The following is a 13,052-nucleotide window of genomic DNA, read 5'->3' on the forward strand; positions in this document are numbered from 1 at the left end:
TTGGCCCGGCCTGAAAGCATGAAGGCGCTTATTTGGCAGGAACGGTGCCGAACCATTTTTTATAAATGGCGTCATAGCGGCCGTCTTCTTTCATCGCGGCCAAAACCGTGTTGACTTTGCTGACCAGATCGCTGCCTTTGGGGAAGCCGATGCCATATTGCTGGGCCATCATCTGCTTGCCAACGGTTTTTACCTGACCGTTGCCAGCCTTTTTGATGTAGTAAAGCACGTTTGGCGTGTCATGCATGGCGGCATCCACACGGCCGGTACGCAGCTCGAGATAGGCGTTGTCGATATTGGGGAACTTGCGCAGCTCGGTGCCTTCGAAATTCTCGGTCGCATAGTCAGAAGCGGAGGTGCCGGTCTTCACCGCAAGGGTCTTGCCCTTGAGGTCTTCAGCGCCCTTGATGTCGCTGTCAGAGGATACCATCAGCAGAAAGCCGCTCTCATAGTAGCCATCCGAGAAATCGATAACCTCTTCGCGGGACGGTTTGATGGTGATGCCTGCCAGAGCAACATCCACCTGACCGGTCTGCAAGGCAGGAATGATGCCGGAGAAATCCATCGGGCGCAGTTCGTAGGAGAGGTCTAGATCCTTGGCGATCGCTTCCCACATGTCGATATCAAAGCCTGTATATTTGTCGCCATCCTTAAATTCGAATGGCACGAATGCGGTGTCGGTCGCAATGATAAGGTCTTGGGCATTGGCCGAGCCGGAGAAAAGGGCACCCGTGAGGGCAATGGCTGCAGCGCAAGCCAGATTGAGGAGAGATTTCATATTGGTTCCCACATGGTTGATTTGGTGATGCTGAATTTTTAGGCACAGAAATTTGCGTGCAATTTTATTATGCAAATTTATTTGCATATATTCAGCCTGAGTGCAAGGCTATTGTTATAAAAAAGTAGAAACTGAAGGCGAATGCTGGGCAAAATGGCAGAAATCTGCGGTGGTTATGAGAGCGCTCTGTCGTCACTTTTCATAAAGTGCCGCCATGATTTGTGCGAGATCCGCCATCGCTTTCTGCAATCGGGTGGGCTCCAATACCTCGATTTCATGACCAAGGTGCAAGAACTCGTGAACAGCCTGATCTGGAGGGTCACCATGAGCTTGTTTTGCGCGGAGGCCAACAGGGACCCGAGCCCAAGGATGGCCGCAGGGCCAGACATTCCGGAGAAGACCAGCGCTTCGGCTTTTCTGGATGACATGCCATTCAGGCGAACGCGATATCCTTCCAGCAATTTGTACCCACCCTCGGGGCCTCGTTCGCTATAGACCGGAATGCCGGCAGCAGAGAGCGCGTCAATGTCGCGATAGATGGTGCTGTTCAGCCGCCCCTGCCGCAACGAGGCTTCCCAACAAGCTAAGCTCTGTAGCGGGCGCTGCTTTCCAGCAAATGCTTTGAATATGGGTGGTCGGCTTGCTGCTGGCGCATTTTGTCGACGGTCATCATTTCAACCACAGCGCCATGCTGCATCACGGCGACCTCGTCGCACATATGTCCCACCACGGCCAGATCATGGGAGACCATGACATAGGTGAGATTATGCTCGGCGCGCAGATCACACAGCAGATTGAGAATTTCCGCCTGAACCGAGACATCCAGCGCCGAGGTAGGTTCGTCCAGCAAAAGAATTTCCGGTTCTGGCGCCAGTGCGCGGGCAATGGCCACCCTCTGGCGCTGGCCACCCGAGAGCTGATGGGGGTAACGGAAGCGAAAGGCGGCACTGAGCCCGACGTCATCCAGCAGCTTCGGAATTTTGGTATCGATATCGCCAAAGCCGTGAAGCTGCAGGGTTTCGCTTAAAACCCGATCGACCGTGTGGCGCGGGTGGAGAGAGGCATAGGGGTCCTGAAAGACCATCTGCACCGTCTTGTAGAAGGCTCTATCCCGTTTGGCGCCGAGCTGTTTCTGGTCGACGAGAATGTCACCACTCCAGTTTGGCACCAAACCGGTGATCGCGCGCAGCACTGTTGACTTGCCTGATCCGCTTTCTCCCACCAAGCCGAAACTGTCTCCCTGCTTGATGGCAAAGGAGACGGATTTGACGGCGTCGACACGATTGGGCTCTTCACCGAACCAGACATTGAGATTGAGAATTTCCAGCGCTTTTTTCATAGCAGCCCACTTACACTTTCTTGGTCACGCCATGCCGGATCACGGTTCAGCACTTCCAGTCTTTCATTCTTATGATCAAGCTGAGGCATGGAATTCAGCAGGCCTCGGGTATAGGGGTGGGTGGCTTGATCCAGTTTGCCGGATTCGCAGATCTCGACAATGCGCCCGCCATACATGATCAGGATTCGGTCGCAGAAATTGGACACCAGACGCAAATCGTGGCTGATGAAGATCAGCCCCATGCCACGCTCGCGGACAAGTTTGTCCATGATTTCCAACACCTGAATCTGAACGGATACGTCAAGGGCAGAGGTTGGCTCGTCGGCGATCAGGATTTTCGGGTTGGCGATCAGCATCATGGCGATCATGACCCTCTGTCCCATGCCGCCGGAAAGTTCGTGTGGGTAGGCGTCATAGACCCTTTCCGGATCACGGATAACCACGGCCTCGAGCATTTCCAGCGCCTTTTGGCGCGCAAGCTTTTTGTCGACCTTCTCGTGAATCGATAGGGTTTCGACGATCTGCTCACCAACGCGCATGACCGGATTGAGCGAATATTTCGGGTCCTGCATGACCATGGAAATATCTCGGCCACGCAATTTGCGCATCTCTTTTTCAGGCAGAGACATCACGTCATGCCCGAGGATTTGCATACGGTCTGCTTCGACGATACCGGGTTTTCGGATGAGGCGCAGAAGAGCCCGTCCGGTCATGGATTTGCCAGACCCGCTCTCTCCAACGATGCCGAGCCGTTCCTTTCCCAAGGAAAAGCTGACGCCGCGCACCGCATCAAACAGGCCCGTGCGGGTGGGGAACCGGACCCAGAGATTTTCTACATCAACCAGATTGCTCATCGGCCATTCTCCTTGGGGTCCAGAACATCGCGCAAGCCATCACCCAACAGGTTGAAGGCAAGACTTACCATGAAGATGGCAAGGCCGGGCATTGTGGCGACCCACCAGTGGTCCAGAATGAACTTGCGCCCTTCAGAGATCATGGCGCCCCATTCGGGTGAAGGAGGCTGAGCGCCGAGGCCAAGGAAGCCAAGCCCGGCTGCCGTGAGAATGACGCCTGCCATATCGAGCGTGACACGGATAACCAGCGAGGAGATGCAAAGCGGCCAGATATGTTTGGTGATGATCCTGATGGGACCGGCACCCTGCAGTTTGACCGCCTGAATGAAATCGGATTTGCGGATTGTCAGCGTCTCTGCCCGGGCGATGCGGGCATAAGGCGGCCAGGCTGTTAGCGAGATGGCCAGAACCGCATTTTCAATGCCGGCGCCCAATGCGGCCACAAAGGCCAAAGCAAGCACGAGCTTTGGAAAGGCAAGGAAGATGTCGGTGATCCGCATGAGCACAACGTCCACCCAGCCGCCGGCATAACCGGAGATGGTTCCGACGATGAGGCCCATGATGGGGGCGATGATGGCCACCAGCGTCACGATATAGAGCGTGATGCGGGAGCCATAGAGCAGGCGGCTAAGAATATCGCGCCCCAGCGAATCCGTTCCCAGTGGGTGCCCCTCAAAGCCGAGCGGCTGAAGGCGATTGGCTAGATCCTGACTGAACGGATCGTGTGGTGCGAGCAGGGGGGCGAAGACCGCGATGAAGACGACGGCAACAAGAATACCCAGTCCCGCCATTGCGAGAGTGTTGCGTTTGAGGGCCAGCCAGTTCTGATACCAGGCTGCCATGCGCGCATGGTTGCGTGACGTTGGTACCTCGGCCAGCAACCAGGCACGCAAGCTTTGCTTTTCTGTTTCTTTTACTAAGCTCATCACATGGTCTCTACTGTTTGGCGCGAGGGTCGAGTAAACGATAAAGAATATCGGACAGGACGTTCAGGCAGACAAAGACCAGCCCGACAACCACGGTGCCGCCAAGAACGGCAGCCATATCGGCAGAAAGCAACGAGGTTGTGATGTAGCTGCCAATGCCTGGCCACGAGAAAATGATTTCTGTCAGCACTGACCCTTCCAGCAGCCCGGCATAGGAAAGAGCGACCACGGTGATCAGCTGAACACCGATGTTGCGGAAGGCGTGTTTCCAGATAACGCGGGCTTCCGAGAGGCCCTTGACGCGAGCGGCTGTAATATATTCCGAATTCAGCTGCTCAAGCATGAAGGAACGCGTCATGCGGCTGATATAGGCCAACGAATAATAACCCAAAATGCTCGCAGGCAGCACGATATGGGAGAAGGCGTTCGAGAATACATCAAGATCACCGGCCAGCAGGCTGTCGATCAGGATCATCCCTGTTACCTGCGGGACGAGGTCTTCATAAAAGATGTCGAGACGGCCCGGGCCGCCGACCCAGCCCAGAATGCCATAGAAGATGAGAAGGCCAACAAGTCCGATCCAGAATACGGGAATGGAATAGCCGATTAGTGCAATGAAACGGGCAATCTGATCGATCCATGTGCCGCGCTTGACGGCCGCCAAGACCCCCAATGGAATGCCGACAATGATGCCGATAATGGTCCCAATGGTTGCCAGTTCCATGGTTGCTGGAAAGAAGCGCTTGATGTCCTCGAACACAGGCAGGCCCGTGCGAATGGAAACGCCAAGATTGCCGTGGAATACATCGACGAGATAGTAGAAGAACTGCACCAGCAGCGGTCTATCCAGTCCAAGCGCGATGTAGGTCGCATCATATTGTTCCTGGGAGGCGCGTTCCCCGACAATGGCCAATACCGGATCAACCGGCATGACGCGCCCGATGATAAAGGTGATAAACAGCAATCCGACCATAGTAACGACGATCGTCGACAGGGTCGAGATCGGCTTGCGCACGATGGGCGGAATGGACAGCCACTTACGCTGTCCATCCAGATTTTTCATGATAATTGTTCCAACTCGAACTTAGTCTTTGGTGACCTGCCAGTAAGACGTGGTTGTTATGGCCCCGCCGAGTGAGAAGTTGGCTACGTTGGAGCGGAGAGCAGCCTGTTCGGTCTTCTGGAACATGATGCCGAATGGACTGGACTTCTGGAACTCCTTCTGCAGATCGATATACATCTGCTTACGCTTTTCAACGTCGTTTTCAACGACTGCAGCAAGGGTTCGTTCGGAATATTCAGGAATATCCCAGGCGTTACGCCATGCGAGATAACCGGTGTTGCCTGCATCATCGGCATTGCCCGGGTTGAGGGCGAAGGTGCCTGCGTTGGTGTTCGGATCGGGATAATCCGGACCCCATGCGCCAACATAGATGTCATGTTCGCGGGCACGGTATTTGTCCAGTGTCTGGGCGCCGGTACCGACGGTGATGTTCAGCTTGACGCCTGCCTGGCCCCAGGTGTTCTGAAGCGACTGGGCGATGTCGATGCGCTCTTGGGCTTCGCGCACAATGGCATTGATTTCAAAGCCATCTGGATATCCGGCTTCTGCAAGCAGAGCCTTGCCCTTTTCAACGTCGAGGGAATAGGGGGTATCTTCCAGTGCGCCAAGATAGGTCAGCGGCAGGAAGGACTGGTGCACCGAATACTGACCCTTGAGGAAGCTGTCTGCCATGCCCTTATAGTCAGTGAGATATTTTAGCGCTTCCAGGACCTTCGGATTGGTCAGGATCTCGTTCTTCTGGTTTGCCGCCCAATACATGATACGGCCACGCAGCTCGGAGTGGATAGTGATGTCGTCGCTTTCGCTCACCGCGGCCACGTCTTCAGTGGAGAGGTTGCGTGCAACGTCAACATCGCCCTTTTCTAGCAGCAGGCGCTGGGAGGCGCTTTCTGCAACTTGACGGATGAAGATCTGCTTCATGGCAGGCGTTTCGCCCCACCATTTCGGGTTGGCGACCAGAACAACGCTTTCGTTCGGCTTCAGGCTCTTCAGCGTGTAGGCACCAGAACCAGCGCTATGGTTGCGCAGCCATGCATTGCCCATATCGCCATCGACTTCATTTTCCATGGTCAATTTGCTGTCAACGATGGCGGCGACGTTTGCCGTCAGGCAGTTGAGCACGAAGGAAACGGCATATGGCTTGTCGGTCGTGATGGACAGGGTATAGTCATCCGTTGCGACAATCTTTTCCTTCACATTCTCAGGGGTGAAGCCAAACTGGCTGAGAATGAAGCTTGGTGTCTTGTTGAGCAGAATCACGCGCTGCAGGGAAAAGGCGGCATCCTGAGCGGTAATCGGGTTGCCGGATGCGAATGTGCGGCCTTCAGCGATTTTGAAGGTGATGGTCTTGCCATCTTCGGACACTTCCCAGCTGGAGGCGAGATCCGGACCGTAGCCTGCATCCAGATCCAATGGATTGGTGTTGATCAGGAAAGAATAGAGGTTTCTGTCGATTTCGTTGCCGGTGAATTCAAAAGACTGTGCCGGGTCAAGTGAAATGATATCGTCGATGCGTTCTGCGACAACAAGCATGCTCTTTGGTGTTTCGGCGAGCGTCGGCATCGCCGTGACCGTGACGACTGCTGCTGCAGCCAAAAGAGAAATCTTGAAATGTTTCATAGCTCTGTTCCTCTGGATTGATCTCGTGTTTATGGTTTTGGTATGCAAATTATCCGGTCTCGCGGGCTTATGCCTCTTGCTTGAGACCTTCCTTAGGTGATTGATTTCTTTATTGTTCTTTCCAGGTTTTCTGGAGTGCGCGCATCCAGTTGCTGTGGCATAGTTTGGCCATCAACTCCTCGCCATATCCATGCTCCCGCATGGCTTCGCGCAATCGGGTCAAGCCGGAAAGATCTTTGATGTTCTGGGGGATATCTGCACCGTCAAAGTCGGACCCGAGCCCGACGCGGTCTTCACCGAGCTTCTCCATCAAATAGTCGAGATGGCGCAGCATGAGCTCGATGTCCGTGTCCACATTCTGCTGACCATCTGGACGCAGGAAGGCCACGGCGAAGTTCAGTCCAACCATGCCGTCGCTTTCAGCGATGACCGCTAGTTGACGGTCGGTCAAGTTGCGGGCATGGGGGCAGATGGCGTAGGCATTGGAGTGGGTTGCGACAATCGGGGCGTCTGTCATAGCCGCCAGATCGTCAAATCCCTTCTCGTTGAGGTGCGATACGTCAAGCATGATGCCGAGGCGGTTGCACTCGGTGACAAGTTTCTTGCCAAGATCGGTCAAGCCCGGTCCTGTGTCGCCCGTTGACGGATAACGGAAGGGAACGCCGTGGCCGAATTTGGTCGGGCGGCTCCAGACCGGCCCGATGGATCGTAGACCGGCGGCATACAGCACTTCCAGAGTTTCGAATTCTTCATCAATGGCTTCGGCTCCTTCCATATGAAGGACGCCAGCGATTGTGTCATTTTCGAAGGCGGTGAGGATGTCTCGGGTGGAGGTACAGCCTTTGAGGAATCCTGCCTTTTCCAGCTTTTTGAAGGTGGCAACCTCTGACAGGACCACCTTGATGGCGTCATTCCACTTGACCTCTTCGGGCAGCGGTAGGTCGTAGCTGGGCTCATTCATCTTGTCTTCGTAGCTGGCGCGGGATGCGGTCCCTAAGTCGCTGGGAACATAAAGCGCATAGAATCCTCCGCCAAAGCCACCGGCTTTCGCCCTTGGAAGATCCATTTGACCTGTGTCTGTACCTTTAAGTGCGTCAGTGATTGTCAAGCTTTTCCGATAAAACCGTAGCAAAAAGTCGTTGTGACCGTCGAAAATGATTGGGCTGGTAGTATATGTCATGAAAAATCTGCGTTTTTATTGTGTTTGTTGCTACTTCGTTTCTGAGGCGGTATGTTTCATAAGTGCCTGATCAGAAAGAAAAATATCTTGGATTTTTGGGGGGTGTTAGAAAAGCTCTTTCTTCTTGCTTATGGAAATGAGTATGAATGAACTCAATATGTTCGCAAATACAAAGTCAAGAACTCATGCGAAAACGACAGGCACGATGATTGTCTGTTCTTAAATGTGCCGTTTATTTTGGCATCATCTTTCATTTGATAGAATTGAAAGATCGCCGGTAAGGCCTTCTAATAGCGATTAATCATTCTGACTAGAAAAGCAGTGGTTGCGTTGAGTGGCGAAAAATTTGGCAAATTGTGCTCTTTTGACTGTTTTTTGGTCAGGTGATGAAATCTTTGGATATGTGCACAATTGGGTGGCAAGCGAGTGTGGTACCCAGAGGGGTCTCTCGAAATCCCGAGATTATAATCTTAGTTCTGCCAGCATGTACCACTGATCGATATGTTCCAGTATAATGGGCTCTATCGCACCGTTGATCCTCTTGATGGTTGTCTCTATGTCGGCCGCGCGATCGCCGCTATTGGCCTGCTCGATCGGGGGGAGAAACGTCAATTGATAGTTGGCTCCCTGTGTCCGGATCATGAAAACCGGGATGAGCGTGGCGCCCGTTGCCTTTGCCAGCTTGATGGCAGCAACGGCATTGCCTTTGGTTGGCGTAGGGCGGCCGAAGAGAGGCAGGTGGATCTGGTTTTCCCTGACATCATCGACATAGAACAAGCCGCAAGCCTCATTGGCCGCAAGAATCCGGTGCAGCCTTATTCCGGACTTCCTGCCGGGTGGAAATAGATATTGCCCCCGCCGTTTGCGCAGATTGTGGATCAAGCGATTTGTGAAGCGGCTCGGTTCTGGTTGGAAAGGGCCTGTAACCTCGATATCCAGTGTCTGGTGCAAGGCGGATACTTGAGCCTCCCAGTGTCCCACATGAACCGATAGGAAGATGACCCGTTTGCCTTGCGCTTGGACTGTATGGAAATGCTCCGCTCCGACCAGTTCGATTTTTCCATCCGGATGATGGCGGCTTGTCTTGGAAAATTCTGCGAAGACACGACCGGTATTGGTCCACCAACCAGAGAGCAGTTCGTTTGCTCCCTGTTCGGAATCGGCTTTGTCAGGGCGTAGCAATTTGATGTTTTTTAACAGGCGTTGCGCGAACTTGGCTTTCGCGAACCGCGCCTGCGCCAAAGGCGCAATCAGGGCACCGAAGCGGGAACAGGCTGAAAGCGGCAAGGGGCGCAGGGCATGGTGAGTGAAATAGTTTAGCGCGCCCATGGTCGGTTCGAGCAGCCAGAAAAGGCGCCAGTCAGACCGCTTCTTGCTGTCGGCTGAAAAGGCCCAAGAAAGGGGTGGGCCTTCAGGTTCAGGGGATTTCGTTTCTTCAAACGGGATGTCGTGCAGGCGCATCGGGTCAAATCGCCTAAGCTTGTGCTGTTCTCTGACGGCGATGGACCGTCATCGGCAGATGATCTCCTGGACGGACAGTCAAGCGACAGATCGGCTGTACATCTTCGCCCTGTTTCAAGCGAAGCTCCACATCGCGGGCCAAAATAGCAAGGCTCAATACGGATTCCGTCATGCCGAAGGCGAGACCGGGGCAAATGCGCGGGCCAATGCTGAAGGGGACATAGCTGTATTTGGAGCGCTTGTCGCCATCAGCTTCCACATGGCGCTCAGGCCGGAAGATATGCGGATCATTCCATAGCTTGGAATTGCGCTGCAAGAGCCATGGCACCACCAGCAGCAGGGTTCCCTTGCCGACGGGACGGCCATCAATGCTCGTGGCCTCTATTGCTTCACGGCCCAGAATGGGCACTGGCGGGTACAAGCGCAGGGTTTCTTCCACCACGGCCTTTGTATAGGGCAGATTTCTGACATCGGCGAAAGTCGGACTTCTATCTCCTAGAATGTGATCGATCTCTTGGGTCAATCGGCTGGATACCTGAGGGGATTGGGACAGAAGATACCATGCCCATGCAAGCGTATTAGCCGTGGTTTCATGTCCGGCCATGAAAATCACCGCCGCTTCATTGCGGATTGCCTCGCGGCTCAGCGGAACGCCATCTTCATCACACGCTTCCAGCAGGCCGCCAAGCACGGAGACATTGCCCTTGGATTTGGAGACCGCATACTGATCGATGATCTGGTCGAGAACGGTGTGGATGCGTTTAACAGACTTTCTGATAGACGGTTTGACGAAGCGTGGCAGCCATTCGGGTAGCCCCAAAAGAGACACAAGGTCGATCTGGTCGATCTGGCGTTGATAATCGGAAAAGGCTTCCACCACTTCTGTGGCGAACTGGCGCCCCAAATCTTGACCGAAAATCGTGCGGCAGATGATTTCTGCCGTCAGGTGGGCCATCTCCGCCAAGGCGTCAATCTCACCTCCCTCGGGAAGATCCAGCCATTCCTTTTTCTTCTCTTCGATGGTCTCGATCATGATGGGCGCAAAACCGGGCACTCTGGAGCCGTGAATGATGGGTGCGACCATTTTGCGCCGAGCCGCCCAGATATCGCCATCACTGATGAACAAGCCATCGCCGATGAGAGGACTGAGGGCGTTGCGCATTTGCGGCGTTTTGCGCTGCAAGGCTTCATGGTTGGTCTGGAAGGCTTCTTTCACCACGTCCGGTGCGTTGCAGACCATCAATTGACGGTTCAGGATTTTGAAATCGATGAGCCGCGTGTCAAAATCTTTCAGGGACCAAATCGCCAGATAATTCTTTCTCGCCTGCTTTAAAAGGCGAAGCACTTTGACTCTTCCCGGATCTCGGGTGGGAAAGGGAGGGCGGAAATCTTCGCCAGAATAATTTGCAATGCTTGGTTCGTTTGACACTATGGCGCCCTGCTAGAAAAAATGTCTGCTATGTGAATCTTTAAAGGGACACTATTGCCGAATATCGGCAATGTCACCAGCCTTCATTCGCAGTTTTTCGTATTAAGTCGTCGACAGGCCCCCTGTTGCCTCGGCTGCATCTGCGCTTCAGGGCTTATTGGGGGGCTGAAGGGGCAAACATTAAGCTTCTGTCGTTGGCGTACTCATGGGGTGGTAGGCGTCGAGCCTAAATTGGTAAGCCATAGGCAACAGATAACGATAATGGCGTACTTTATAAAGGCCGTTTTTAAAGGATGTAATCCTTCTTTTATGTATGTAACCAGACGTGGGTGTTCAAGGATAACTCTATGATTTTTATCGTTTATTTCAGTCACTTTTTGTTGACTGATGAAAGTTTTGTCGGTGTCTTGAACAACGGCATTCCGATTTCTATCTCATGAGTGTCGCAGGAAAAAAGGTGTCGCATCGATAACAAAGAAAAGGAATAAATCGATGAAAAAACCAGCTACTGCTCTTTCCGTTCTTGCCATTGCGGCAATTGCTTCCACGTCTTCCGTATTTGCTGCAGCTCAGGTTGATAGCCGTGACCTGACCGCCAGCCAGGCAAGGCAGCTTGTTCAGGAACAAGGCAGCGTTCTGATTTCTACCGGTGCAAACCAGTTTGACCGCTATGTTGCCAACGGTTCTTATTGCGGCGTTGGAAGCGATGCACAGCCTGCATATATTCCGACAGCCAACTCTGATGCCAGCCTCGTGGGCTATACCTGCGAAGCAATTCAAAGCAACAGCTAAGCCTAATCCAGTCAAATTGGCTTTCTCGCGCTTTTGATCTTCATAAAGTCAGTTCATGTCCGTCGCGGCGCTGCATCCATGATTGCAGCTGCCGCGGCGGTTTTTTGTTTGGAGCTGCGCTGCGCGTCTTACCCCGGCCGGTGCAAGTGCTTTTTTACGCCGCGCTTTGCTATTTTGCGTTTAATTATCTGGACCTTCTTGCTTTTTTTGTTTGAAACCAAGAGGGGAGAGGTCTAGTGTGCACCGAAGTGAGGTTGGCGGTCACTTTCTGTGATCTCGCTTTGCTCATACCAAGCGCCCTTCGTCTAGTGGTCTAGGACGCCGCCCTCTCACGGCGGCAACACGGGTTCGAACCCCGTAGGGCGTGCCAAACTTCTTATCAAACCTGCTGTTGATCTGCATGCCTGGCCAATCATGGTACTCTTTTGGGCGCATTTGTTGGCGTTTAGCCCTTAGTCTTCTAATTTCTCTTGCAATTTTTAGATGAGCATCGCAAATTTTGGCCAGTTTCGTTGCTTTCTGTAGGTGTTGTGGTGAGGGAAAATGACCAGCAGGCCCGGATTTGATGAGTGGGTGCTTGATTGCGCCGATGCTGTTGCCAAACGGAGCCGTGATCCGTCCACCAAGGTGGGATGCGTCATTGTTCGGCCCGACAAAAGCTTTGCTGCGGTGGGCTATAATGGCTTCCCACGCTCCATGGAAGACAAGCCGGAATGGTATGAGACGCGCGAGGAGAAATATGATCGCGTAATCCATGCGGAAATGAATGCTCTGGCTGCCATGAAAGAACCTGCCAAGGGCTGTATCGTCTATGTGACCCATCCGCCTTGCAAGGAATGCACGAAATTTCTGGCCGCTCATCAGGTGGGCAAAGTGGTCTGGCGCCATAATGAGGGCATTCAAGGCCGGTTTGATACCACGCGCAGTGAAGAAATTTTCAAGGATTGCGGTATCGAATATAAGGTTATCGGCTGAGGGGCGGGGCCTTACTCGGTGACTTTGCCTGAGCTGATGCTTGCTCGACTTTCACCTCTTGCCTCCCTTGATCTGGGGGCATAGAAAAGGGAGAGCCGTTCGGTTTGCCCTTTTCATCTTTACAAGACGTTTCCAAGGTACTCCCATGTCCGATAGTACGCCCGCAACACAGGCCCTCAAAAAGGGGAAGGTCGACTTTTCCCTGTTGCATTATGAATATGATCATGAGGCGGATCGGGTCGGGCTGCAAGCGGCGGAAGCCATCGGGGCAGATCCGGCAGAGGTCTTCAAGTCATTGATGGTGGAGCTTGATGGCAAGCCGGTTTGTGCCGTGGTGCCTTCTGATTGCGAAGTCAATATGAAGAAGCTTGCCAAAGCGCTTGGTGGCAAGCGTGCGGCCATGATGCAGCCAGCTGATGCAGAGCGTACGACGGGCTACAAGGTTGGCGGTATCAGCCCGCTTGGCCAGCGCAAGCGCGTGCCGACGGCCCTTGATATCAGCGCCATGGACAAGGCGCTCATTCACATCAACGGCGGGCAAAGAGGATTGCAGATCAAGGTTGCCCCCAAGGGGCTGGTGGATTTCATGCGCTGCGTGGTTGCCGATCTGGTGCGGTGATTTATCATTACGGGCT

General features: G+C 53.6%; 12 protein-coding genes, 1 tRNA gene and 2 pseudogenes. 4 read left to right on the plus strand and 11 right to left on the minus strand.

Annotation, left to right across the window (positions count from 1 at the left end):
* Positions 1 to 28 precede the first annotated feature (28 nt).
* From glnH to BM258_RS14120, 11 genes and pseudogenes are all read right to left on the minus strand, one after another.
* Positions 29 to 778 carry a glutamine ABC transporter substrate-binding protein GlnH gene (glnH, locus tag BM258_RS14075; RefSeq protein ID WP_090073503.1) on the minus strand — a complete coding sequence of 250 codons (750 nt, stop codon included), beginning with the start codon at positions 776 to 778 and terminating at the stop codon, positions 29 to 31.
* 192 nt (positions 779 to 970) lie between these two features.
* A complete protein-coding gene (locus tag BM258_RS25180) occupies positions 971 to 1,069 on the minus strand; it encodes a hypothetical protein (protein ID WP_455423303.1) in 99 nt (32 codons plus the stop codon).
* A 23-nt stretch (positions 1,070 to 1,092) separates the two neighbouring features.
* A pseudogene (locus tag BM258_RS24785) lies at positions 1,093 to 1,407 on the minus strand (helix-turn-helix transcriptional regulator); the annotation flags it as partial.
* Positions 1,362 to 2,117, minus strand: a complete 756-nt coding sequence (locus tag BM258_RS14085; RefSeq protein WP_090073319.1) for an ABC transporter ATP-binding protein — start codon at positions 2,115 to 2,117, stop codon at positions 1,362 to 1,364. The pseudogene BM258_RS24785 and the gene BM258_RS14085, both read right to left, overlap by 46 nt.
* A pseudogene (locus BM258_RS14090) lies at positions 2,114 to 2,887 on the minus strand (ABC transporter ATP-binding protein); the annotation flags it as partial. The pseudogene BM258_RS14090 and the gene BM258_RS14085, both read right to left, overlap by 4 nt.
* An 80-nt stretch (positions 2,888 to 2,967) precedes the next feature.
* Entirely contained in the window at positions 2,968 to 3,897 is a 930-nt protein-coding gene (gene nikC, locus BM258_RS14095) for a nickel transporter permease (protein ID WP_090073323.1), read from the minus strand.
* 10 nt (positions 3,898 to 3,907) lie between these two features.
* Positions 3,908 to 4,960 carry an ABC transporter permease gene (locus BM258_RS14100; RefSeq protein ID WP_090073325.1) on the minus strand — a complete coding sequence of 351 codons (1,053 nt, stop codon included), beginning with the start codon at positions 4,958 to 4,960 and terminating at the stop codon, positions 3,908 to 3,910.
* Between the two features lie 21 nt (positions 4,961 to 4,981).
* A complete protein-coding gene (locus BM258_RS14105) occupies positions 4,982 to 6,580 on the minus strand; it encodes an ABC transporter substrate-binding protein (RefSeq protein WP_090073327.1) in 1,599 nt (532 codons plus the stop codon).
* Positions 6,581 to 6,689: 109 nt separating this feature from the next.
* Positions 6,690 to 7,760: a dipeptidase gene (locus tag BM258_RS14110; RefSeq protein WP_090073329.1), complete on the minus strand. Its 1,071-nt coding sequence runs from the start codon at positions 7,758 to 7,760 to the stop codon at positions 6,690 to 6,692.
* 462 nt (positions 7,761 to 8,222) lie between these two features.
* Positions 8,223 to 9,221 carry a lysophospholipid acyltransferase family protein gene (locus BM258_RS14115; RefSeq protein WP_090073331.1) on the minus strand — a complete coding sequence of 333 codons (999 nt, stop codon included), beginning with the start codon at positions 9,219 to 9,221 and terminating at the stop codon, positions 8,223 to 8,225.
* Between the two features lie 13 nt (positions 9,222 to 9,234).
* Positions 9,235 to 10,566, minus strand: a complete 1,332-nt coding sequence (locus BM258_RS14120; RefSeq protein WP_210186753.1) for a cytochrome P450 — start codon at positions 10,564 to 10,566, stop codon at positions 9,235 to 9,237.
* Positions 10,567 to 11,142: 576 nt separating this feature from the next.
* Here BM258_RS14120 and BM258_RS14125 point away from each other — a divergent pair.
* The 4 genes from BM258_RS14125 to ybaK all read left to right on the plus strand — a co-directional run bounded on the left by BM258_RS14125 (position 11,143) and on the right by ybaK (position 13,036).
* The gene (locus BM258_RS14125; protein ID WP_090073334.1) at positions 11,143 to 11,442 is read left to right on the plus strand and encodes a hypothetical protein; all 300 of its coding nucleotides are present in this window, start codon (positions 11,143 to 11,145) and stop codon (positions 11,440 to 11,442) included.
* A gap of 294 nt (positions 11,443 to 11,736) precedes the next feature.
* Positions 11,737 to 11,812 (plus strand) — tRNA-Glu (locus BM258_RS14130).
* A gap of 173 nt (positions 11,813 to 11,985) precedes the next feature.
* A complete protein-coding gene (locus BM258_RS14135) occupies positions 11,986 to 12,417 on the plus strand; it encodes a deoxycytidylate deaminase (RefSeq protein WP_090073336.1) in 432 nt (143 codons plus the stop codon).
* 145 nt (positions 12,418 to 12,562) lie between these two features.
* On the plus strand, positions 12,563 to 13,036 hold the full coding sequence (ybaK, locus tag BM258_RS14140) for a Cys-tRNA(Pro) deacylase (protein ID WP_090073338.1): 474 nt from the start codon (positions 12,563 to 12,565) through the stop codon (positions 13,034 to 13,036).
* The last annotated feature ends 16 nt before the right edge of the window (positions 13,037 to 13,052 follow it).

Origin of the sequence: Cohaesibacter marisflavi, from assembly GCF_900115225.1 — a bacterium.
GTDB lineage: Bacteria > Pseudomonadota > Alphaproteobacteria > Rhizobiales > Cohaesibacteraceae > Cohaesibacter > Cohaesibacter marisflavi.

What these genes read in the sequence shown, in the direction of transcription:
- glnH (WP_090073503.1), bottom strand. Translation starts at nt 778, where the DNA reads ATGAAATCTCTCCTCAATCTGGCTTGCGCTGCAGCCATTGCCCTCACG.
- BM258_RS14085 (WP_090073319.1), bottom strand. Translation starts at nt 2,117, where the DNA reads ATGAAAAAAGCGCTGGAAATTCTCAATCTCAATGTCTGGTTCGGTGAA.
- nikC (WP_090073323.1), bottom strand. Translation starts at nt 3,897, where the DNA reads ATGAGCTTAGTAAAAGAAACAGAAAAGCAAAGCTTGCGTGCCTGGTTG.
- BM258_RS14100 (WP_090073325.1), bottom strand. Translation starts at nt 4,960, where the DNA reads ATGAAAAATCTGGATGGACAGCGTAAGTGGCTGTCCATTCCGCCCATC.
- BM258_RS14105 (WP_090073327.1), bottom strand. Translation starts at nt 6,580, where the DNA reads ATGAAACATTTCAAGATTTCTCTTTTGGCTGCAGCAGCAGTCGTCACG.
- BM258_RS14110 (WP_090073329.1), bottom strand. Translation starts at nt 7,760, where the DNA reads ATGACATATACTACCAGCCCAATCATTTTCGACGGTCACAACGACTTT.
- BM258_RS14115 (WP_090073331.1), bottom strand. Translation starts at nt 9,221, where the DNA reads ATGCGCCTGCACGACATCCCGTTTGAAGAAACGAAATCCCCTGAACCT.
- BM258_RS14125 (WP_090073334.1), top strand. Translation starts at nt 11,143, where the DNA reads ATGAAAAAACCAGCTACTGCTCTTTCCGTTCTTGCCATTGCGGCAATT.
- BM258_RS14135 (WP_090073336.1), top strand. Translation starts at nt 11,986, where the DNA reads ATGACCAGCAGGCCCGGATTTGATGAGTGGGTGCTTGATTGCGCCGAT.
- ybaK (WP_090073338.1), top strand. Translation starts at nt 12,563, where the DNA reads ATGTCCGATAGTACGCCCGCAACACAGGCCCTCAAAAAGGGGAAGGTC.